The sequence below is a fragment of the Parapedobacter sp. 2B3 genome, assembly GCF_041925275.1.
GTDB classification, from domain to species: Bacteria; Bacteroidota; Bacteroidia; order Sphingobacteriales; family Sphingobacteriaceae; genus Parapedobacter; species Parapedobacter pyrenivorans_A.
Window position 1 is genome coordinate 58,983 of sequence record NZ_JBHEUZ010000012.1, and the last position, 21,929, is coordinate 80,911.

At 51.4% G+C, this 21,929-nt stretch carries 22 protein-coding genes; 6 read left to right on the forward strand and 16 right to left on the reverse strand.

The features are described from left to right. Positions 1 to 74: 74 nt before the first annotated feature. The 4 genes from ACEVG1_RS14140 to ACEVG1_RS14155 all read left to right on the forward strand — a co-directional run bounded on the left by ACEVG1_RS14140 (position 75) and on the right by ACEVG1_RS14155 (position 4,432). Positions 75 to 1,295: a sensor histidine kinase gene (locus ACEVG1_RS14140; RefSeq protein WP_374744397.1), complete on the forward strand. Its 1,221-nt coding sequence runs from the start codon at positions 75 to 77 to the stop codon at positions 1,293 to 1,295. After that, positions 1,276 to 1,791, forward strand: coding sequence for a DinB family protein (locus ACEVG1_RS14145; RefSeq protein ID WP_374744398.1), 516 nt, complete (start codon positions 1,276 to 1,278; stop codon positions 1,789 to 1,791). Before ACEVG1_RS14140 ends, ACEVG1_RS14145 begins: the two co-directional genes overlap by 20 nt. A 297-nt stretch (positions 1,792 to 2,088) precedes the next feature. Further along, positions 2,089 to 3,384: a glucose/galactose MFS transporter gene (gluP, locus tag ACEVG1_RS14150; RefSeq protein ID WP_374744399.1), complete on the forward strand. Its 1,296-nt coding sequence runs from the start codon at positions 2,089 to 2,091 to the stop codon at positions 3,382 to 3,384. A 199-nt stretch (positions 3,385 to 3,583) separates the two neighbouring features. Continuing rightward, positions 3,584 to 4,432 carry a DUF2911 domain-containing protein gene (locus ACEVG1_RS14155; RefSeq protein ID WP_374744400.1) on the forward strand — a complete coding sequence of 283 codons (849 nt, stop codon included), beginning with the start codon at positions 3,584 to 3,586 and terminating at the stop codon, positions 4,430 to 4,432. Positions 4,433 to 4,499: 67 nt separating this feature from the next. On the opposite strand, the gene cdaA is transcribed toward ACEVG1_RS14155, so the two are convergent. After that, a complete protein-coding gene (gene cdaA / locus ACEVG1_RS14160) occupies positions 4,500 to 5,288 on the reverse strand; it encodes a diadenylate cyclase CdaA (RefSeq protein WP_374744401.1) in 789 nt (262 codons plus the stop codon). A gap of 77 nt (positions 5,289 to 5,365) precedes the next feature. Here cdaA and ACEVG1_RS14165 point away from each other — a divergent pair, with 77 nt between their 5' ends. Then, on the forward strand, positions 5,366 to 6,082 hold the full coding sequence (locus ACEVG1_RS14165; RefSeq protein WP_374744402.1) for a pyridoxine 5'-phosphate synthase: 717 nt from the start codon (positions 5,366 to 5,368) through the stop codon (positions 6,080 to 6,082). A 9-nt stretch (positions 6,083 to 6,091) separates the two neighbouring features. Here ACEVG1_RS14165 and lepB read toward each other — a convergent pair whose 3' ends face one another. The 5 genes from lepB to ACEVG1_RS14190 form a co-directional block, all read right to left on the reverse strand. Next, positions 6,092 to 7,513 (reverse strand): signal peptidase I, encoded by a 1,422-nt coding sequence (gene lepB / locus ACEVG1_RS14170; protein WP_374744403.1) that lies wholly within the window; start codon positions 7,511 to 7,513, stop codon positions 6,092 to 6,094. Positions 7,514 to 7,636: 123 nt separating this feature from the next. Continuing rightward, positions 7,637 to 8,380, reverse strand: coding sequence for a 4-hydroxy-tetrahydrodipicolinate reductase (gene dapB, locus ACEVG1_RS14175; protein WP_374744404.1), 744 nt, complete (start codon positions 8,378 to 8,380; stop codon positions 7,637 to 7,639). A gap of 65 nt (positions 8,381 to 8,445) precedes the next feature. Then, positions 8,446 to 9,186, reverse strand: a complete 741-nt coding sequence (locus ACEVG1_RS14180; protein WP_374744405.1) for a DUF5683 domain-containing protein — start codon at positions 9,184 to 9,186, stop codon at positions 8,446 to 8,448. After that, positions 9,186 to 10,109 carry a ParB/RepB/Spo0J family partition protein gene (locus ACEVG1_RS14185; protein WP_374744406.1) on the reverse strand — a complete coding sequence of 308 codons (924 nt, stop codon included), beginning with the start codon at positions 10,107 to 10,109 and terminating at the stop codon, positions 9,186 to 9,188. The genes ACEVG1_RS14180 and ACEVG1_RS14185 overlap by 1 nt, the downstream gene beginning before the upstream one ends. A gap of 3 nt (positions 10,110 to 10,112) precedes the next feature. Next, positions 10,113 to 10,913: a ParA family protein gene (locus ACEVG1_RS14190; protein ID WP_374744407.1), complete on the reverse strand. Its 801-nt coding sequence runs from the start codon at positions 10,911 to 10,913 to the stop codon at positions 10,113 to 10,115. 126 nt (positions 10,914 to 11,039) lie between these two features. Here ACEVG1_RS14190 and ACEVG1_RS14195 point away from each other — a divergent pair, with 126 nt between their 5' ends. Then, positions 11,040 to 11,561: an NADPH-dependent FMN reductase gene (locus ACEVG1_RS14195; protein WP_374744408.1), complete on the forward strand. Its 522-nt coding sequence runs from the start codon at positions 11,040 to 11,042 to the stop codon at positions 11,559 to 11,561. A 55-nt stretch (positions 11,562 to 11,616) separates the two neighbouring features. On the opposite strand, the gene ACEVG1_RS14200 is transcribed toward ACEVG1_RS14195, so the two are convergent. The 10 genes from ACEVG1_RS14200 to ACEVG1_RS14245 form a co-directional block, all read right to left on the reverse strand. Continuing rightward, positions 11,617 to 13,665: a M16 family metallopeptidase gene (locus ACEVG1_RS14200; RefSeq protein WP_374744409.1), complete on the reverse strand. Its 2,049-nt coding sequence runs from the start codon at positions 13,663 to 13,665 to the stop codon at positions 11,617 to 11,619. A 39-nt stretch (positions 13,666 to 13,704) separates the two neighbouring features. Next, complete coding sequence (locus ACEVG1_RS14205; protein WP_374744410.1) at positions 13,705 to 15,039, reverse strand: M16 family metallopeptidase; 1,335 nt, start codon at positions 15,037 to 15,039, stop codon at positions 13,705 to 13,707. A gap of 158 nt (positions 15,040 to 15,197) precedes the next feature. Beyond that, positions 15,198 to 16,259, reverse strand: a complete 1,062-nt coding sequence (locus ACEVG1_RS14210; RefSeq protein WP_374744411.1) for a beta-ketoacyl synthase chain length factor — start codon at positions 16,257 to 16,259, stop codon at positions 15,198 to 15,200. After that, on the reverse strand, positions 16,252 to 17,451 hold the full coding sequence (locus ACEVG1_RS14215; RefSeq protein WP_374744412.1) for a beta-ketoacyl synthase: 1,200 nt from the start codon (positions 17,449 to 17,451) through the stop codon (positions 16,252 to 16,254). Before ACEVG1_RS14215 ends, ACEVG1_RS14210 begins: the two co-directional genes overlap by 8 nt. Further along, on the reverse strand, positions 17,448 to 17,702 hold the full coding sequence (locus tag ACEVG1_RS14220) for a phosphopantetheine-binding protein (RefSeq protein WP_374744413.1): 255 nt from the start codon (positions 17,700 to 17,702) through the stop codon (positions 17,448 to 17,450). Before ACEVG1_RS14220 ends, ACEVG1_RS14215 begins: the two co-directional genes overlap by 4 nt. Then, positions 17,695 to 18,321, reverse strand: a complete 627-nt coding sequence (locus ACEVG1_RS14225) for a hypothetical protein (RefSeq protein ID WP_374744414.1) — start codon at positions 18,319 to 18,321, stop codon at positions 17,695 to 17,697. The genes ACEVG1_RS14220 and ACEVG1_RS14225 overlap by 8 nt, the downstream gene beginning before the upstream one ends. A 3-nt stretch (positions 18,322 to 18,324) precedes the next feature. After that, entirely contained in the window at positions 18,325 to 19,452 is a 1,128-nt protein-coding gene (locus tag ACEVG1_RS14230) for a beta-ketoacyl synthase (RefSeq protein ID WP_374744415.1), read from the reverse strand. Beyond that, complete coding sequence (locus ACEVG1_RS14235) at positions 19,449 to 19,868, reverse strand: acyl-CoA thioesterase (protein WP_374744416.1); 420 nt, start codon at positions 19,866 to 19,868, stop codon at positions 19,449 to 19,451. Before ACEVG1_RS14235 ends, ACEVG1_RS14230 begins: the two co-directional genes overlap by 4 nt. Beyond that, entirely contained in the window at positions 19,868 to 21,151 is a 1,284-nt protein-coding gene (locus tag ACEVG1_RS14240; RefSeq protein WP_374744417.1) for an ABC transporter permease, read from the reverse strand. The genes ACEVG1_RS14235 and ACEVG1_RS14240 overlap by 1 nt, the downstream gene beginning before the upstream one ends. Beyond that, the gene (locus tag ACEVG1_RS14245) at positions 21,144 to 21,926 is read right to left on the reverse strand and encodes an ABC transporter ATP-binding protein (RefSeq protein WP_374744418.1); all 783 of its coding nucleotides are present in this window, start codon (positions 21,924 to 21,926) and stop codon (positions 21,144 to 21,146) included. Before ACEVG1_RS14245 ends, ACEVG1_RS14240 begins: the two co-directional genes overlap by 8 nt. Between the last annotated feature and the right edge of the window lie 3 nt (positions 21,927 to 21,929).

Genomic DNA, 21,929 nt, shown 5'->3' on the forward strand with positions numbered 1-21,929 from the left:
AATACGATGGTTGGAAACCACCATCCGACAGGAATTATGTATTTTGGCAAAAATTTATAGGCGTCCTATCGTAGATGAATCCTTACCAATACAACCAGCAGCGCTGGAAATTTGCCTTGTTGATTTTTGCGGCCTTCATAGCGGCGGCTTCGTTGCTTTACACCAATTTTCTGGTGAGGAACCTATCGAAATCTGAACGCACAAAAGCGGAAGTGTGGGCAATGAGTACCCGGAGCATCATTACCATGCCCGATGTGGACGATGAGATGATCACGTTCATTTACGCCGTCCGGGATAGCCTTTCTTTACCTGCAATTATCGCTGATGCAAGTGACAGCATCATTTACTGGCGTGATCTGGACTCCACCAAGACCAATATTTTGGCGGATGACGTGGGGATGAACGTCGTGTACGATCCGGCGTATTTCAGTCGGCAGTTGGCTATCATGAAGAAGAGCCATCCACCGATTATCATCAATTTACCCAACAACGGGCAGTGGTTTGTATACTATAAAGACTCGTTGTTATTGAACCAGTTGCGCTTTTTCCCCTATGTACAGCTCACACTGATTGCCATTTTCTTGGCCATCGCCTATACGGTATTCAATTCGATCCGCAAGTCGGAGCAAAACCTTGTGTGGGTAGGGTTGGCTAAGGAGGCCGCCCACCAATTGGGTACCCCTATATCCTCGCTCATGGCATGGCTGGAGCTGGTGCGGGCCAAGTTTGATGCCGAAAGCGATCCATTGCTCAACGAAATGGAAAGCGATGTGAAGCGTTTGGAAGTCGTGGCCGACCGTTTCTCGAAGATCGGCTCCGCCCCGGTACTGAAGAGCCAGGCGGTTTACAAGATGGTGGTCGATTTTGTCAATTATTTCAAGGTGCGGACGAGTGACAAGATTATTTTCAATGTTTCTGGCGAGACCAAAGCGGAGGCCATGCTGAATGTGCCCCTGTTTGACTGGGTACTCGAAAATCTGTTGAAGAACGCTGCGAATGCCATTGAGTCGGCGGGCCGGATTGATATCGTTATTTCAGAAAACATTGCCAAAGAGCAAATTTTTATCGACATTAGCGATACCGGAAAGGGGATACCCCGCGGCCAGTTTGAGGCGGTCTTCCAGCCGGGGTTTACTACCAGGAAGCGCGGGTGGGGGCTGGGGCTCAGCCTTACGAAGCGCATGATTGAACACCATAAAGGGCAGATTTTCGTCAAAGAATCGGAGATTGATAAAGGAACCACATTTAGAATCGTATTACCAAGTAGCCAAACGTATGAACCCGCTCAGATCTGATGAATATCCAGCAATCTATTCCCCTTATATCGATACCGTTGCCGGCGATGTGATGGAGTTGCTCAACGAGCAAATCACCACGTTTCCCGAGTTCCTGATGGGTGTCCCGGCAGGGAAATCGGAGTTCGCCTACGCCGAAGGTAAATGGACCCTTAAGGAGGTGGTGGGGCATGTTATCGACACCGAAAGGGTGATGGCTTATCGCGCCCTACGCTTTGGCCGGAACGACACCAAGGAGCTGATTGGCTTTGAACCGGACGATTTCGTTGCCAATGCACGCTTCAACGAGCGGTCACTCGAAAGTTTTTCGGAGGAATTTATTCTTGTAAGGAAGTCAAACCTCGAACTCTTTAAGCATTTCAACGACCATGAATTGGCACGTAAGGGCATCGCGTCCGAACGGTTAATCAGTGTACGGGCATTTATGTATATCATTGCAGGCCATCTTAACCATCACCGAAACATTATCCGTGAGCGGTATCTTGGTGGAGAGTGAGGGTCGGGAAATAAAAAATAAAGCGCTTTAAAAACCTTTTTCAATCCATTTTGTAGTTATAGTATCTACGAAACCATTTCCATGGTTTTATGATACGGTTTAGGTGTAGGAAATGTCCCGATTACTCGGGACGTTTCCTATTTTTATGGCCCCATACACGGTTCCCCTACCTATCCACCGCCAACACAACCGTTTGCATAATCTTTTTTGTTTCAAATGTTGATTTTATTTTATAGTCTTGCAGACTGGGTGGTGTATAAACCACCCACCTAAAAATGGAAAGTAAACTATAAATCAATGAATGCTACACCAACTCAACAGAAGACAGCGTTATTGCCGATGATCATATGCTGCGCACTGTTTTTTATCCTAGGTTACATCACTTGGGCCAACGGGGCGCTTATTCCATTCGTGCGATTGGCGTTTAATTTAGGGACCGATTTACAGGCTTTCTTTATTTTATTTGCATCCTACATCGCTTATTTCTTTTTAGCGCTTCCCAGTTCGTGGATATTGGCTAAGGTCGGCTTTAAAACCGGCATCGTCCTCAGCTTGGTTTTGATCGTGGTCGGGGCGCTGATTATATTGCCGGCCGCATCGCAGTTAAGTTATGGTTTGTTCTTGACCGCTATATTTGTCCAGGCATCGGGAATGGCACTTCTCCAAACAGCAATCAATCCCTATCTCAGTATCATTGGCCCCATCGAGAGTGCCGCCCAACGGATTTCCATTGTAGGCATTTTCAATAAAACCGCCGGCATCATTGTCCCTTTCGTTCTTGGAAGTATATTGTTAAAAGACTACGACCGGATTTCGACTAAAATAAAGGATCTTCAGACAGGGGCTGAACATGACGCATTGCTGGTTGAGCTCTCGGAAAGGATCCATAGCCCATATATCGGAATGGCCATTGGCGTGGCCATCCTCGCCGTCATTGTATATGTGGTGAAGATGCCCGAGGTTGATGTCAACAAAGAAGAGGTGGTAGAAGAGCAGGTGGGCGTCAAAAAGAAAAGCAGCATTTTCCAGTATCCCCACCTTTTCCTGGGCTCGTTGGCCATATTCTTTTGTGTGGCCGTTGAAGTGATGGCTGGCGATATCATCGGTACGTATGGGCAACTATTGTCACTCCCCCCATTCTTTGTGAAGTATGGTACCGCATTCACCCTCAGTTGCATGCTTTTGGGCTATTTTATTGGCATTGCAACCATCCCGCGGTTTATCTCGCAGCAGGCGGCGCTCAGGGTCTGTACGTTGGTCGGTATTGCGTTCACTTGTATTTCGGTATTCTCTTCAGGGCTGACGTCTTATTTTTTCGTGGCATTTCTGGGAATGGCCAATGCACTGATGTGGCCGGCGATATTTCCATTAGGCATTAAAGGGTTAGGTCGGTTCACCAAGGTTGGTTCGGGAATCATGATTATGGGTATAGCAGGTGGGGCGATTTGGCCATTGGTTTACGGCTATTTAAAAGACACGCTTGGCGTGGATTTCCAACACGCATTTCTATACGCTATGATTCCAGCGTATCTTTACCTCCTTTATTTTGCAAGTTACGGACACAAAGTAGGGCAGGAACAGAAAGCCAATTAAATACAAGCCGGAAATTGCGCCTGATTTTCCTGCACCGATCTGATAGGTGCAGGAAAACAGGACTTGGTGAAATAAATAATAACCTATTAACGCGGCACGTCTTTCCGCTAGTATGCCGCAATTGTAATATTTCGGTAATGTTGGACGGATGCTTGCCTAATATGCTTAAATTCGGGCCTTGTAACCAACGACATGTAAGATGAAAAAAAAGTTATTGAACACTGTAATGATTGCCTTGGTGATTGCCGTGGGTTGGCAACCGGCAGCAGCCCAAGTTAAACTGCCACCGGCGAGTAGTTCGCAGACGATTACCCAAGGTTTGGGTATCAGTACGGTAACGCTGAAGTATAGTCGCCCCAACATGAACGGCAGAAAGATATTTGGCGGGCTTGAACCCTATGACCAAGTATGGCGCACCGGTGCGAACGGCATCCCGACACTTACGTTTGATGATGCGGTGACGATTGCGGGCACCCGTGTGGAAGCAGGCACCTACGGGCTATTGACCATACCGGGTAAAAACAAGTGGACCGTCATCTTCAGCAAGAATAGCGAGCAGTGGGGGGCCTATTCGTATAAGCAGGAAGAGGATTTGTTCCGTTTCGACGTGAAACCCGAACGGCTGGGTAAGGCGGTGGAAACCTTTACCATTTCTTTTTCCGATGTGCAGCCACAGCGCGCACGGTTGAATATCGCTTGGGAAAAGACACAGATAAGCTTCGATTTGGTGGTTGATCAAGACGCTGAAATCATGGCATCGATCGACGAAGCGATGAAAGGGGAACGTAAGCCGTATTTCCAGGCTGCGCAATATTACTACAAAAACGATAAGGACATCCAAAAGGCACTTGAGTGGGTCAACGAGGCCGATAAGTCACCGAACCCCGCACCCTACATCAAGTATTGGAAAGCACTCATCCAATTAAAGGCGGGCGATAAACAGGGAGCCATTGCAACGGCTACCCAAGGCGTTGAGATTGCTAGGGAGCAAAACAACGACGAGTACGTGAAGCTGAATAACCAGGTGATTGTCCAAGCCAAGAAATAGGTTAGCGAAACATATCCGTGTCATAAGCCAAATAGCCCCTACACCCACGTGTGGGGGCTGTGTGCTTTTATAGGGAAGCGTTCAGCAACTCTTCAAGTTCTTCGTGGCTGATGTTCATATTTACATTGCCATCCTTGGCAAACGATATTTCGCCCGTTTCTTCCGATACCACCACCGCCACTGCATCGCTCACTTCCGTAACGCCGATGGCGGCACGGTGGCGAAGTCCGAAATGGAGCGGTAGGTCCTCGCTCTCAGACAGGGGAAGTACGCAACTGGCCGTCATGATCTTGAAGTCGACAATAACCACTGCCCCGTCATGCAGCGGGCTGTTTTTCTGAAAAATACTCTCCAGCAGACGCTTGGATAAATGCGCATTCATGTACTCGCCACTGGTTTGGTAATACTCTTCATCAAAGTATTTGGCAAATACGATCAGGGCGCCCGTGTATGATTTGGAAAGGCTTCGGCAGGCGTCGATGATGGGTTTGAGGTGAGCGTGATGGTCGTGCTCCGTGGCTTTTTTGCTCACGAAAACAGACCACAGGAAATTTTTGCGCCTCACGGAAATGTTCTTGCCGATATGGATGAGGAACCGCCGTATTTCCTGCTGGAAGACCACCACCAGCGCCAGCGAGCCCACGCTGATGAAACCGCCGAAAATCTCGGTGAGCAAATGCATGTTGAATTGCTTAACGAGTAGGAAAATAACGTAGATGAGCCCCAAGCCAATCAGGATATTGACTGCGATGGTGCCCCGTATCAAGCTGTATACGTAGTAGAGGATGACAGCCACGAGAAGGATGTCGACGATATCAAGCAACCGGAAATTGAAGTCGAAGCTCTGCAAGTCCATATCTTGGGCAAGTTAATAAAAAGTTCTCCATATAGCTTACCTAAGTTTCTATCTTTGCTAGACAAAAAACAATAACCATGGCTCGACTTTCGGTCAATATCAATAAAATCGCAACGCTCCGCAATTCGCGGGGCGGCAACAACCCCAACGTACTGGAGGCCGCGCTGGCCTGTGAGCGGTTTGGCGCCCAAGGCATCACGGTGCACCCGCGGCCCGATGAGCGGCATATCCGTTACCAAGATGTGTTTGACCTGAAGACGGCCATCCATACCGAATTGAACATAGAGGGCAATAGCCGTGAAGAGAAATTCGTGCGGTTGGTCTTGGATGCGCAGCCCGCACAAGTTACGTTGGTTCCGGACGATCCGGGACAGATCACCTCCAACCATGGGTGGGATACGCTTAAACATCGGTCATACCTGCAAGATATGTGCGCGTTGTTTAAGGGCGAAGGTATACGGGTCTCCATTTTCGTGGATGCCGATCCTGCCATGGTAGAAGCCGCGGCCGAAACCGGTGCCGACCGCGTGGAACTGTATACGGAAGCTTACGCGCGGGATTACGTGGATAGCCCTGAGCGAGCCTTGGCACCTTACTTCGAGGCCGCAAAGGTGGCTCAACAGGTTGGATTGGGACTCAACGCAGGGCACGACCTCGACTTGCATAATCTGCGGTACTTCAACCAGCATATACCCGGGTTGTTGGAAGTGAGCATTGGCCATGCATTGATCGCCGATGCACTATACCTAGGATTGGAAGAAACCATCAAGCGATACAAAGAGCAACTGCGGTAAGAAACGGTATTACTTGATTCCCATAAAGATGCGGTTCCAACGTATCTTGTCGAAGAACGTACCCTTTTCATCCCAGCTTAGCCATACGAACAGCGCTTTGCCTACAATATGGTCTTCGGGCACGAAGCCCCATGTCCGCGCGTCTTCCGAATTGTGGCGGTTGTCACCCATCATCCAGTAGTAGTTCATTTTGAATGTGTAGCTATCGGCCTTGGCACCGTTGATGTACACGCCGTCACTGCGGCTTTCCAACTCGTTGCCTTCATATACCCGGATAACGCGCCCGTAGAGCGGCAGCGTCAAGCTATCCAGGGTAACCGTCCACCCCTGTTTGGGGATGACCAGTGGGCCGAAATTATCGATATTCCAGTGGTATAACGAATTGCTCGGGAATATGCCCGGCTCATGGGTGTCCTGGTGCCTGATATTGGGGACGATTTTCGTGACATTGGCCCACCCCTTCACTTCTTCATAAGCCTCGTCGGTAAGGAAAAGCTGGTAGGGCTCGCGCGCATAAGGGTTATAGTCGATGCGCATATCCGTAAGCCGCTGTGGGTTCAAGCCGGTTCCGTCTGTATAGACGTAATAATCCATTTGGCTATGCGGCGGTTTGAAACCCGGTTCGCCATTGACGTACAGGTTGGCTCCGCGCAGCGAAATGGTGTCGCCGGGCATGCCTACGGCGCGCTTGATGTAATTTTCGCGTTTGTCAATGGGGCGGTTGAAGGGTGCATCAGCCTCCATCGGGTAGTTGAACACAACCACATCGTTGCGCTCGATGTCCTGGAATCCGGGAAGCCTTTTATACCCTATTTTTATACCTTCCCAATAGGCTTTCCCACCGACAATCGGCATGGTGTGGTGTGCAAAAGGGAAGGCTACCGGGGTCATCGGTATCCGGGGGCCGTAGTTCAATTTGCTCACGAACAGGAAGTCGCCCACCAGCAAGCTTTTCTCCATGGAGCCAGTGGGAATCATGTACGCCTCGATGAGGAATCCCCTGATCAATGTAGCGGCCACGACGGCAAATACGATGGCATCGGCCCACTCCCGGGCAACGGATTTCTTGTATGGATATTTCTCCTTGAATTCGGCACTGAACGATTGGCCGAGGTACACGACTTTTGGGTCGTTGCCCCACCATGGCAGCACTACGAAGGGCAATAGTACCATAGCTGCATATTCCCAAAAACGGCGCTTGCCAAAGCATTTGACCAGATCGAGGTATAACCCATAAAAAATGAAGATATTGACAATCGGGATGAGCAGCAGGGCTACCCACCAAGCGGGATGCCCGGTTATCTTGGTAATGACATATTCCCGGTAGATGGGTACCAGCGATTCCCAACCCTTGCGGCCGGCTTTTACGAATAGCTTCCAAAGCCCAAAGTGGATGAGGATAAGCACGATGGCAAAAACGATGTATCCCATATGTTAGGTTTTTGTTTTGTATATGATTATTAGCTGTCTACTATATATGCCCGCCAAACTTAGATAAACTTGCTTTTATATACAAGTTTATCGATCTCTCATCTGCCGCTGAAGAACAAGTTATTATAGATGAAAGTTAAACATCTCAGTCACTTGGTAAAATCCTGTACGGCCCTGCAACCATTCGGCGGCAACCACGGCACCCAGCGCGAAACCCGCGCGGCTATGCGCCGTGTGCTTAAATTCCAACTGGTCCACTTCCGAGCTGTACAGTACGGTGTGCGTGCCGGGTACTTCATCGATCCGATGGCTTTCAATGAGCAACTCGTGCGTTTTCGGAACAGCCTCTTCACCTTCACCGATCAGGTTGTTTATCCACCCCGTCTTCGCATCGTTATGCCCGATAATCCCCTCGGCAATGGTAATGGCGGTGCCACTCGGCGCATCCAGTTTGTGGGTGTGGTGAATCTCCTCCACTTGCACGTCGTATTGCTTATAAGGGCTCATTGCAGCTGCCAGCAACTTGTTGATGTGGAAGAATACATTGACCCCTATACTGAAGTTAGAGCCATAGAGGATGGTTTTGTTACCATCCAGGCACCGCTTTTTTACCGCTTCAAGTTGGTCATACCAACCTGTGGTACCTACCACGATGGGTACATTGGCCTCAAAACATAGGTCAATGTTGGCCACTGCGGCTTCCGGTCTGCTGAAGTCAATCGCCACATCGGCTCCGCTTAGGTCCGTCGCATCCATATTGTCGCGGTTGTTTTCATCCACGATCAGGTGGATGTGGTGTCCGCGTTTCTGGGCGAAGCGCTCGATCAGCTGTCCCATTTTGCCGTATCCGAGTAATACGATGTTCATGTCTTATGTCTTTAGTCGTAAGTCTTTAGTCCTATGTTTTTAGTCATAAGCCTTATGTCAAGCGCTCAAAATCTAACCCCCACTTTCACGCCGATGGTATAAGGCTGGGCCTGGTATGTCCATGATGAGCCGGGGCTGGCCAACAGGGTAGGCCCAATGTTGAAAGCCAGGTCATCGCCTATTTCCCATCGGTGTTTGAGCATTGAGTTGACGTAGGCTTCTACGGTCTGAAGCCCCCACCAACCCAATGTAACCAGGATGGTGAGATCACGGTTTCGGCGGTAATAGTCTTTCGCAGTGATCATATAGTCCGTAATCTGGCTACCTGTTCCAAGTTGCGGGTATTTCGTATCCGGCGGGATCGCGTGGTTATTATTAATTCGGTATTGCACTTCTCCGAGAATATCGTGGTAATATCGGTTGTTGAACTCGAAAATCAATACGGCACTCACGAAACCACCATAGATTACCGGCACTTTGGCCCACCACCATCCACCGTTTGTGATCTGGCCCCAGCCGGGTACCATCAGTGAGCGCTTCCATGGCCTATTGGAAAGGGCTTCCAATGCCAACCTCGCAGAATCCTTAAACACGACCTGTTCCTGCTCGGCGGCCTCCCGTTCCCGTTTCTCCCGTTCCCGCCGTTCCTTTCGGGTCTCCGCGGCAATCGTGTCGGCAGCGGCGGCACTTACGCTATCAACCGCTGGTTTGGGGATGCTATCGTGCCGTAAGCTATCGGTTTCCTGTGCGTATAGGGCGCCCGCGGATACCAATGCTACCAGCAAGATAATAAGCAGTCGATTCATCACCAATCCAATAATTCAAGAATCCGGTTCAGGTCGTCTTCAGAATGGAAGGGGATTTCGATGGCGCCCTTTCCTTTTTTATCGGAAACTTTCAGCCGTACCCGTGTCGAGAACTTGGATGCCAAGTCGTCTTCTACTTTTTGGTATTGGAAGGACAGGGCTGTATTTTTCGGGCTTTTGGCCACGCCCTTGCCGGCCTGTTGCTGCATATCGCGTACCAATTCCTCCGTTCTCCGTACGGAAAGTCCCTTTTTGACTATCTCGCGGAAAATGTATAGCTGTTTGTCGATTTCGGGGATGTTGATTAGTGCCCGTGCATGGCCCATACTGAGCTGCCCATCGCGGATGGCCGCCTGTATCACGGGTGGCAGTTTTAACAACCGCAGGTAATTGGTTACCGTCGATCGGTTTTTGCTCACGCGTTCGCCGAGTTCCTCCTGCCGGAGGTTGCATTCTTCGATCATCCGCTGGAAACTTAACGCCACTTCCATGGCATTGAGGTTTTCGCGCTGGATGTTCTCAATGAGCGCCATCTCCAGCATCTGCTGATCGTTTGCTGTGCGCACGTAGGCCGGTATGTCCGTTAGGCCGGCAAGTTTAGCCGCACGGAGCCGCCGTTCGCCGCTGATAAGTTGGTAGGTGTCCCGTGCTGTTTGCCTCACGGTAATCGGCTGTATCAACCCCTGGAGTTCGATCGAGTCGGCTAGTTCACGCAACGCTTCCCCATCGAAATCTGTGCGTGGTTGGAAAGGGTTGACCGCAATTTGGGAAATAGGAACCGGACTGATACCGGCCGGTATTCGCTGTTCTTTCAATTCGCCCGTACCGCTGCTGCCGGCAGATCGATGCGTTACCTCTTCGGAGGTATCGAGCAATGCACTTAATCCCTTACCCAAACCTATTTTCCGTTGTTGTGCTGCCATGGCTTACGATACGCTTACGTGTGCTGTTTCTTCTTTGGTAAGGTTGTTCTTCTGAAGGATTTCCCGAGCCAGGTTGAGGTAATTAATCGCCCCCTTGCAGTTTGCATCGTGCATGATGACGGCAATACCGAAGCTAGGCGCTTCACTCAACCGCGTATTGCGCTGGATAATGGTTTCGAAGACAAGTTCATTGAAATGTGTGCGCACTTCTTCCACCACTTGGTTGGAAAGCCGTAGCCGCACATCGTACATCGTGAGGAGGATGCCTTCGATCTCCAGCGCGGTATTGAGCCTGTTCTGCACGATTTTAATGGTGTTTAGCAGCTTACCCAACCCCTCAAGAGCGAAATACTCGCATTGTACCGGGATGATGACCGAGTCGGAAGCCGATAGCGCGTTGATGGTAATCAGACCCAGCGAAGGCGAACAATCGATTACGATGAAATCATATTCGTCTTTTATTTCGTTTAGGATGCCGCGCATTTTATATTCCCGTTCATGCAGGTTGATCATCTCGATTTCAGCACCCACCAGATCGATGTGCGCAGGTAGCAGGTCGAGGTAGGGCGTATCGGTATGCTGGATGGCCTCGCGTGGATTGAGGTCGTTGACCAGGCATTCATACACGCTGGCTTTGACCGTGCGGGGGTCGAAGCCAATCCCCGATGTTGAGTTGGCTTGGGGGTCTGCGTCTACCAACAACGTTTTATATTCCAGCACCGCCAAACTGGCTGCCAGGTTAATGGAGGTAGTTGTTTTACCCACCCCTCCTTTCTGATTAGCTATTGCAATGATTTTACCCATGGGTGATGAAAAATTAGCGCTCTTTATTATTTCGCCCGCCAAAAGTATCCATTAATTTGTACTTTTGGGCATTTTAGTAACTGCGAAAGCGACGGGCTAAGATACGCTTTTTTAATTTAATCCATTATGATAACCATCATATCCGGCACGAACCGCCCACATAGTAATACGTTCAAGCTGGCTACTTATTATCGGCAAAAACTCACCGAGCGGGGCGTTGATTCGCATATCCTTTCGCTCGCCGATTTATCGGCCGATTTTATTACCGCCGATATGTATAAAAGCCGTAGTGCCGCTTTCCAGCCTTATCAAGATTGTATTACGGCTACCGAAAAGTTCATTTTTGTTATCCCCGAATACAATGGCAGCTTTCCGGGGATATTGAAGACATTTGTAGATGCTTGCCAGTTTCCCAATAGTTTTTTTAACAAAAAGGCAGCATTGGTGGGGTTATCGAGCGGTAAGTATGGCAATGTACGCGGAGTGGACCATTTTACCGGTGTGTGCCATTACGTCCGCCTGCAGGTATTGCCGCTGCGCATCCATATCCCACACATTTTCCAGGAACTCAATGACCTGGGTAACCTCTATCGGGAAGATACCTTACGGTTTACTAACGAACAGATCGACGAATTTATACGGTTTTAAAAAAAAATGGGCACGCATGCGTGCCCATTGATAGCTTGCTTTTGAATGCGGGGAACTACTTCAGTTCCTCATCGCCGATTTCGCCGTTGATGGCCACGGCCTTGGTTACGGCTTTCAGCGGCATGGGCATCATTTTACTGACAATGGAGACGGTTTCCGGTAGCTGTATGCCATCGTAGGTCCGGTAATTTTCGATGGTCGTTTCGCCCGAAAGTTCACTTTCTGTTTTCAGCTTGAGGCCCGAGGCTACGCTGAAGTAGGCCACGGATACGTTCGTTCCCTGGGTTACCTTTAGCTTGTAAGCTTCTTCGTCGTTTACGTTGACGATGCCATCCAGCTCAAGCGTAGTAGCACCGTCCGTTGCATAGGTGAGCTCGGGAAAGATGGTCAGGAGGGATTGGTACGCGGAGGCGGCTTCGGCCGGCAACTCTTGCGATTGCCCCTGCGCGGTCACTGTTACATTGGAGGGGGTAACCACTACCTTAGATAATACCTGTGGGCCGAGTTTCGTGTTCTGCACCGCGATGCCTTTGGTTTTATCCACCAATTGCTCAATGGTGATGGTCATTCCCTGTATTTCCGCCTCGCTCACCGTTTTGATGGTGTTGACGGCGGCCAGTTTCTCCTTGCCACCGATGGCTTCTAGGTATTTCGTTACCACGCCTTCCGCAGTGATGCTTGCGTCCGTGATGGCCACTTTCACTTCCGGATCACCGGTAACTGTATAGTATTGCACATCGCCGAACCGGGCCATCTGATCAGCGAAATCATCGGTTTTTCCTACAACGGTAATCTGCAGGTTATCGGCATGTACATATTTGCCGGCAATGGCATTGATTTGATCCAGCGTCAAGGCATCCAAGTTTTTCAGGTAGTTCTGGTAGTAATCTTTCGGTAGCTCTTGCAACTCGGTGTTGATGGCAAAGCGTGCGATCGTTGCAGGCTGCTCCAGCGACCGGCCGAAGCTACCCGCCATGGATGCCTTGGCCAAATCGAGCTCTTTTTGGGTAATAGAATGCTCGCCGATGTGCTTCAATTCGTGGATAAACTCCTGTGTGGCGCTATCGGTTACTGCATTGCGTACACTCGCGCTGGTGTTTAACCGCGCTACCAATTCGTCCGGACTGATGCTGCCATAAGCACCATAAGTGTAGCCTTTATCTTCGCGCAAGTTCTGGAAAAGCCGCGCCGAAGCCCCGCCACCCAAGATGTCGGCTACAACCGATACGGCAATAACGTCGGGGTTATTGGGCTTTAATACAAGCGGGTACCCTACGTTAATGACCGACTGGGCACTGGCCGGCCGGTTTACGAGGATGACCTTGTTGCCCGCCGGCGCTTGTGGTGTAGGCCAATCATGTTTCGGTACATCACCGCGCTGCCAGTCCGAAAAGTAGGTCTTCACCAGCTTCTCCGCTTCCGCCGCCGTAATGTCTCCTACAATGGCCAGGTAGGCAATATTCGGTTTGAAATAGGTGTTGTAATAGGCCTTGATATCTTCCACCTGCACATTTTCCACGGTCTTTTCGGTTTCGGTCTCGCCGTATGGATGATCCTTGCCATACATCACGGCATTTCGCACCACACCAACAATGCTGTTGGGATCTTCCTTTGCTGCTGCCAGCCCGGAGATGGCCTGTTTTTTCAGCTTGTCCAATTCGGACTGCGGGAAAGCCGGGTTGAATAAAACGTCGGCGAAAAGGTCGAGCAACTGGTCGTTGTATTTTGTCAGTGACGATGCATTGGCCGAGGTAGACGATGCACTGATGCGTGCTCCGATGCGGTCAATGGCTTCGTCGAGCTCGTCTTTGCTGCGCGCCGTGGTGCCACCCATGAGCATCTCGCCCACAAATGAGGTGAGCCCGGCCTTGTCGCCCTCTAGGATGGGGTCACGGTCTAATACCAAGGAGTAGGTCACCCGCGGTAACTTGTGGTTTTCCACTACAAATACCTTCAGGCCATTGGGCAGGGTAAACGTAGCAGGGTCACCGATATTGATTTGGGGGGCAGGTCCGGGTTCCGGGTATTTGCTGCGGTCTGCTTGTGCAAAGGCGGTTGCCGTGCCGCACAGAGTTACCAAGAGAAATATGCTGAACTTAGTCATTGTTGTCTTTTTTATGGTCATTGCTTAAGGGTTGGATGATTACTCACTGTCAGCGGGTTTCGGGAGGTAGTAGAGCACCACCCGCCCGTCTTTACCGAGGTATTCCTTCGCCACGCGCTGGATGTCGGCACGCGATACATCGTTGTATTTATCCATTTCGCGGTTCACCTCGTTGGCATCACCGAAAAACGTCTTCGCTTCGGCCAGACTTTCGGCTATGCCGGCCACGGAGGCGTGGCGGCTTACGACCGCGTTTTCAACCTGTGCTTGTAGCTTCTGGAAATCGTCTTCCGATATGCCGTTGGCAATCACTTTCTCCAATTGTTCGTCTATGGCATACTCCAGCGAGTCTGCCGATACGCCCATGTTGGCAATCCCGTACAACAAAAATACACCGCCATCTTCCAAGTCTAGTGGAAATGCAGCCACCGCTACCGCTTTCTGCTGCTTATCTACCACCTCTTTGGTCAGCAACGAGCTTTTCCCGCCCGTAAGATAGGTAGAGAGCATGCTCAGCGCATGGCTATCTTTGTGTTTTTTCGGCGGCAGGTTATAGGCTTGGATTACGGCGGGCAGCTGGATGTTGTCGTATACCACATCGCGAGTTTCTTCCGTCCGCCGGGGCTCGGTCACCGTGGGCCGGTTGATGGTGCCGGTACCTACAGGAATCTCGGTGAAATACGCCCGTACCCATTCTTCGGTCTGGTCGTAGTCGATATCGCCCGCAATAGACAATACGGCGTTGTTGGGTACGTAATAGGTGTTGTAAAACTGCATGAATTCGTCAAGCGTTGCAGCGTTCAGGTGGTCCAGTGATCCGATAACCGGCCATTTGTAGGGATGTACCAAATGCGTCCGTTTGAAGGTCTCTTGCAAGATGGTTCCATACGGTTGGTTGTCTATGCGTTGCCGCATTTCTTCTTTCACTACACTGCGTTGGGTCTCCACGCCAATGGTGTCGATCTTGGCATGCAGCATCCGCTCACTTTCCATATAGAGGGCGGTTTCGAGGTAGTTTGCCGGTACCACTTCGTGGTAATAGGTGATGTCGTTTGATGTGTATGCATTGAGCGTGCCACCAATCGACTCGATTTTTTTCATGTATTCGCCACGGCCGATATTTTCGGTGCCTTCGAAGAGCAGGTGCTCAAAGAAGTGGGCAAACCCGGTGCGCTCGGGGTTCTCGTTTTTGGAACCCACGTGGTACATCACGGATACAGCCACGATGGGGGTGGTCTTGTCCTGATGCATCACCACGGTGAGACCATTTTCTAGCTCAAATTCCTTGAATTCGATGCGGTTTTGGGCCAAAGCGATGCCACTTGTGCAAAGCGATGCGCCCACGAATGTGGAGAGGATTAAGAATTTATTCATTGTGCCATGTGGTATTAATAGAACTTATTGGATGTTTATGATAAAACATACTGCAAGTTTACCATATCTTGGATGAAAAATGGCACAGGTTGTTACAACTTTCGTATAACCTCAGGTTTTAAGTGTTGGTTTCCAGTGGTCTGTAGGGATGTGGATAGCTACCGTTCTACCAACACCAGTCCGTGGTTCCTCCCACGCCGCTGCGTATAGATCAGTAAACGGGTGAGCTGCTTTGGTTGCGGTCCACCCAGATGCAGTGCCGTTGGGATACGTTGCTCTCGGAGCATTTGCAGTGCCAATGCCAGCGCAGCGGCAATCACGGTGTCGTATTCGCCCAATACATGCTTGAACCCGATAATGGGTACTCCAGTAAACAGGGATTGCGTTACTTCCCGGTAAATGCCGTCGTAGCGGGAGTCGCCGTTATAGCCCATGAGCACGGCGTCGATCGCGTGGGCGCCCAGGCCGTTCTTTTGTAAGAAGCGGTCCACCAATGCCATCGGTTCATCGCTTTCTAGCCGTGCTTCCACGGCGGTTACCTTACCGATGGTAGCTGCCGACGGATGTGATGAGGCCACGAAAAATGTGGACCCTTCGGCAATGATTTCACCGGGCGTTGGGGGGGCGCCGAGAGCAGTAGGGACGGCCGGGGCATCGCGTTTGAGGTATTCGGCGATATTCCAGAAATCGGTGGTCCGTTCGCCGAGCTCATCCACACCACCCAGCAGGATGGTGGCATCGGGGTGTTCGCTCAGGTATACCATGCCATCGAGCAACGCCGACTCGAAAGAATTGGCGTTGTTTACATAGGTCATGTTGTAACCGTTGCATTTAAGGGCCAGCGCAATAGCTGCAGCAGCCATGTTATGGGTGGATTGGATGAACGGTGTCGGGTTTAGGGCTTGCCCTTCGTCAGTCAGGAGCGCCTCAACAAAACGCTCCGAATCGCGGAGACAGCCCAATCCCGACCCGGTAATGACAGCATCCACTGTGGTCCTATTGGCTTTCTGCAGTGCCGATTGCGACGCGAAAATCGCCATGCGCATGCTTTTGTTCATACGCCGTAGCTGCAGCGGCGGAATCAGCGATTTATAGTCGGGGTCACGTGCCGGTATGGGATTTTGCGTATAGGGCAGTATGCTATCGAAAAAATAGTCGGTTTCGGTGGTCGGCTGGATGGAAATGCCGGCCATGCCATGGATATAGACGGGCTTAATCATGGTTGCTTGAAAATAAGAGAGAACTGCAGTTACCCCCGAATCCGAACGAATTGGATAGCACGTGGTTAATCGCTGTCGGCCGCAGGGTCGTTTGTGGAACGATGCCCAGTGCGGCGATGGGCTGTGAAAAATTCAGGTTGGGAAAGATTTGCTGGTGCTGTAACGCGAGCACCGAAAAAACCGCTTCGATTGCGCCGGCGGCGGCCAATGTATGGCCGGTGTATGCTTTCGTGGAGCTAAAGGGCGGAATCGAGGCGGCATCGCCGTAGATGCGGAGCAGGGCTTGCCCTTCCGCAAAGTCGTTGTTGGGCGTGGCGGTACCGTGGGCGTTGATGTAATTAACCGCGCCCGCATCCAATCCAGCTACTTCCAGTGCCTGTTTCATCGCTAGGTAGGCGCCCTCACCATTGTCCGACGATGCGGTTTGGTGGAATGCATCGTTTGCATGGCCATAGCCGGAGAGGTAGGCAACGGGCGCTTTCGACTGCTGCCCTGCACGTTCCAGCACAAGGTATGCGGCGGCCTCGCCGAGATTCAATCCGTTGCGATGTTCATCGAACGGGCGGCAATGGCCATCGGTATAAATCATCAGGGAGTTGAACCCGTTGAGGGTGAAGCGCGATAAGCAGTCCGTGCCACCCACGATCGCGCGGTCCAGTAAGCCGGCCTTGATCATCCGCGCACCCAACATGATCGCATTGGCTGCGGAAGAGCAGGCGGTACTGATGGTCGTCACAAAGTCGCTTATGCCAAGGTAGCGGGCCATTTGCTCGGTGGAGTACCCACAGGGATGTGTAGGGATAAAGTGGCGGTGCTCGTCGGAAACCAGGTAGTCTTCGTAATATTGTTCGGTCGCATCCATGCCACCCACCGTGGTGGCAGAGATGAGTCCGGTCCGGTTGCCGTCGGCCAGATCGATTCCAACGGTAGCTTCCTTAGCGGCTAGCAAAGCCAGCAAGGTGCTGCGTGTATAGGCCTCACCGGCGGGGATTGCCAGCCGTTCAATCAACTGCTCATTCGTGATATCCACCTCGCCGACCAAGAATTTACCCCGGTGGGGGGTGTCCAGTTGCCGGATGGGGCCAATCCCATGGCGCGATGCACACAATGACCGGTAGTTGGACGATACGTCGTCACCGATGGCTGAAACAGCCCCCATTCCCGAAATAGCAACCCCGGTTGGAATGTTCATGTTCGGTTGGCCTCAATAAAATCGGCCATCGTTTGGATGGTTTCAAAAACTTTCCGTCCCTCTTTCGGGTCGGAAAGCTTGATGCCGTAGCTTTTGTCCAGCATCACGATGAGCTCAAGCGCATCGATGGAATCCAAGCCCAGTCCGTCGCCAAACAGCGCTGTCTGATCGTCTAAATCATCGACGGTCAGGTCCTCCAGATTCAATTGTGCAATGATCTTGGCTTTTAGCTCTTGTGTCAGTTCACTCATCTTCTTCGTTGTATAATTTTTTCAGTTGCGCGATGCTATGCGCCAGTTTCCCCGAAGTTCCAATGCGGTACAGTAGCAGGTCGCACGTTTCTTCCGTTACTTCCGTCCACCCGCAGAGGACGCCTTTCCCGCTCTGTTGGCCGTCCAATGTCGCATGTACGTACGGCACCATAAACTCGGGCAAATAGCTGTCAAAAATAAAGAAAACATTCTCGCTTTGCAATTGGTGGCGGATACTGATTTCGCCCATGGCAATATTGGGTAGGGTATATACGAAGGTAGCCGGGCTGGCCTGTGGGTCATCGGGCCTGAAAATATCGTGGGCATGGCGGCTGTCTGACAAATAACTGGACGACCGGTTGGCGAAAACGAGGGCTGTATGGCGCTTGTAGGGCCCTGATGCACGGGCAATAAGTTCAGCGGCAACGAAAATGGCCTTGCATAGGCCGTCCATCTTGTGGAATTTCGGATAGTCGATGGCCAGCTTACGGTAGGCCGATTTGAGGAAGTCGCCCAATGGCATCGCCGGGTCGGCAGTTAAAAAGCTGTTTCCATCCACGCGGACGGAGCGACCGCGGATGGAACAATAGGACCGGATACCGTAGTTGCTTCTTTCCATGCGCTACACTTTTTGGATCATCATAGCGATATTGCAGCCCCCGAAACCGGAGGCTGTTTTCAGGAATGTGCTGAGCGGTTGTGCGGCTCGCTGCGTAATGATGTTCAGCGGTTGGCTCGTGCCGGGGTGTGCAAATCCGTGAGAAGGGATCAGCTCATTGTTTTTCAGGGAATGGATGGCCATCACGGTTTCGAGCAGGCCGCTCGCTCCGAGCGTATGGCCAAAGTAACCTTTCAGGCTATGGGTGGGTACTGCCGACAGGCCGCACCGTTGGAAGGCGATGGATTCCATCTCATCGTTGTACGGGGTGGCGGTACCATGGGCAGAAATGAAATCCGGCGTTATGTTGCCTGCTTCGTGTGTGGCCTCTTGGATGCTCAGGTATAATCCCTCACCCGTACGCGAAGGTCCCGATATGTGGTTGGCATCGTTGGATGAACCTACACCCAGTATCTCCACGGCATCCTGCGTAGGCGTTGTTGAGAGGTAAACCGCTACCACTGCCTCGCCGAGGTTCAGCCCTTTCCGGTCCCGGTCGAATGGGCGGCAAGGCCCATCGGCCAATGCTTGGAATGCGTCGAATCCGGATACGACGAACCTCGATAGCTCGTCGCCACCTGCTACAATCGCCCGTTTGTACCGGCTATTGTACCGAAGCAGACGCCGGGCCACGGATATCGCCAGCGCACCCGATATGCATGCATTGGAAAGGGTGAGCAACGGGTTCTCGAATCCGAAGTAACGCCGGATGGCCTCCGCCATCGCAGTGAGATTCGCTCGCTGTTGCGGAAAGGCACTTTCGGGGTTACCCAATAGCGAAATATTACCCTTCGTGGTCGAGAGGATGACCAGTGTCTCGTTATCCAGCGGAATATCGTGTTTGTCGATAAGCCGCTGCAATACCAGGATGGACAACCTTTCCAACCGTGTATAGTGCCGTGCGTCTTTGACCAAATGGTGCCACGGCGCGTCGTCCATCTGTGCTGCATAGATGGGGTGGTCGCAGAGGTTGGCATCTACCACGGGTGCTATCGCCGTATGTCCATCCCGCAATCGTTGGAAATTCAATTCGCTCCCCGCCCCCAACGGGGAGATGACCTCGTCGCCGATGATGTATACCTGATCCCTCATAACAGGCCCTGTTTGGTCTTCCAATCGGCAAAGAACGGTGGGTTGGTGAGCACCAGCTCGCCGTTCAAATCGGTGAAAACCTGTATCGTCTCGCCGGTTGCCACTACGTGCTGGGCCGTATTGAATATCGTGTAGTGAAATATCATTTTGGCGGCGGCGCTATTGACAAATACGGTTTCGATGTCGGCCCACTCGCCATGGCGCAGGGGCAATTTATATTCGCACGTGCACTTCACCACCGGGGCAAGGTAGCCCTGCTCACGGATATGGCGATAGCTGATGTCCATGGCTTCGCCAAATGCTTCTCGGCCGTCTTCGAAGTAAGTGATGTAGTGGCCATGCCACACGATGCCTAGGGGGTCCGTCTCATTGAAGCGTACGCGGAAGTGGGTGCGGTGTCGTAGGGTAGGGTCCATCAGCTTATGTTGTTCCGTTTGTCATACAAAATTGCGGCCAGCAACGTAACCGCAAAAAACATAAGTAAGTAGGTGAGTGGCTGCGCGATGTCGGCGGCAGATCCATTCCGTAGGATCACATCATAAAATGCCGAAATCCCCCAGTTCATAGGTGAAAATGCTGATATTTTCTGCATGATTTCGGGCATGATGAAGGTGGGCACCCATACACCGCCCAGCGCGGCAAGGATAATGACGAAAATGGCGCCGAAGGGGGCGGACTGCTCTTGTGTTTCGGCGATGGTACCAATGAGGATACCCAAGCCGATGGCGGCAAGTCCAGCGACAAAAGCAATCAGCAACATCAACGGGAATTGCCCGCCCGGGTCAAATTCAATCAGGCCAATCAGCGGGAACACATATTTGGCAATCATCAACATCAAGATGAACTGGATAAGGCAGATAGCCGTGTAGGTGAGTATTTTGCCCCCAAGGATAATGGCGTAAGAAACAGGGCTGGTACGCAGCCGGATGTAGGTGCCTAGGTTCTTTTCTTTAACCAGGTTGATGCCCAGTGGCACCACGATGAAGAAAATGCCAAACAAGATCCATGCTGGTACATTGTGTTGCACCGCGTTGGGTATAATGCCGTCGTTTCCTTTCTGGGCGATCGTTTCCTTGAATGAAATGATTTCGCCATTCAATAGCCCCGGATCTTTTTCCAGGCCCATTTGGTCGATGAAGACATCGTATATTTTGCGGACTTCCACCTTGGCGAGCAGCTGCTCGATGCTGCTTTTCACACCGTTCCGGAAGGTCTGACCCGCTGCCGGATCAAAATAGATGGTGATTTCCTGCGTTTTCCACGTCTTTTCTTCGGCCTGGGCGCTGTCGGCATCAACCAATGCAAATTCCGCTAGTATCTGGTCAACATTGTGGTTTACCTTTTCGGTCAACTCCTTGCTGATGCCCTCGGGGATGATGAGGGCAATCTGGTACTTGCCTTCGCTCACCAGTGTCCGCGCGCGTGCTTCGTCTATAGGTTCGCCTCCCGCTTCCGTAACCAATTGGATGTTTGGGGCTTCACTTAAGTTGGTGGCAACCATCTGGCCGATTTCACCATTATCTTCATCAACCAATACAATCGGCAGGCTCGATTCGCCCACTGCTTTGAAGGTGCTTTCCTGGATGAGGGTGATGGTGACAATCAATACCGCCGGCATAAAAAACAGGATGGCGAGGCCGCCCCAGTCGCGAAGCAGGAGCAACACTTCCTTGTATGCCGATGCCATCAGTTTACGCATAATCCCTTAATTGGCTTCCGGTATGGTGTATAAATACATTTTCGAGGGTGGTAGCTCCCGGTACCGCCGCAATAAGCTGGTCGGGCTCGCCTGCCACCACGATGCTCCCTGCATCGATGATGGCTATCCGCGTGCAGAAATGCTGTGCTTCATTGAGGTGGTGCGAACTGTAGATGATGGTGGTGCCTTGTTGGTTGAGCTCACGGAGCAATGCCATGATGACCTCTTTGGAGTGTACATCCACGCCCACCGTAGGCTCGTCGAGGAAAAGTACGTCGGGGCGGTGCAGTATTCCAGCCAGTAGGTTTACCCGTCGCTGCATACCGCCAGAGAAGGTTTTGATGGGCTTTTTGGCGAACTCCGATAACCCGACCCGTTGTAGCCCTTCCGTAATACGGTTCGCTAACTCCGTTGCAGAAAGCCCGTACAAGCTCCCGAAATAGTAGAGGTTTTCCTCGGCCGTGAGCGTGGGGTAAAGCGCGTATTCTTGCGGTACTACACCTAGCTGCCGTTGGATGGACCTACGTTGTCTGCCGTAATTCAACGAGCCAAACCATAGTTCTCCCGATGAGGGCTTGATCATTCCGCACAAGGTAGAAATCAAGGTGGTTTTGCCCGCTCCGTTGGGGCCCAATAGACCGAAGATCTCTCCTTTGCCGATGGAAAGCGATAAATCCTTAAGTGCATACCGCTCGCTGCCCGCATATCGTTTAGACAGCTCATGTATGCGGATGATTTCGTCCATGGGGGCGAAAATAAGGAAAGTTGGGGACATGGA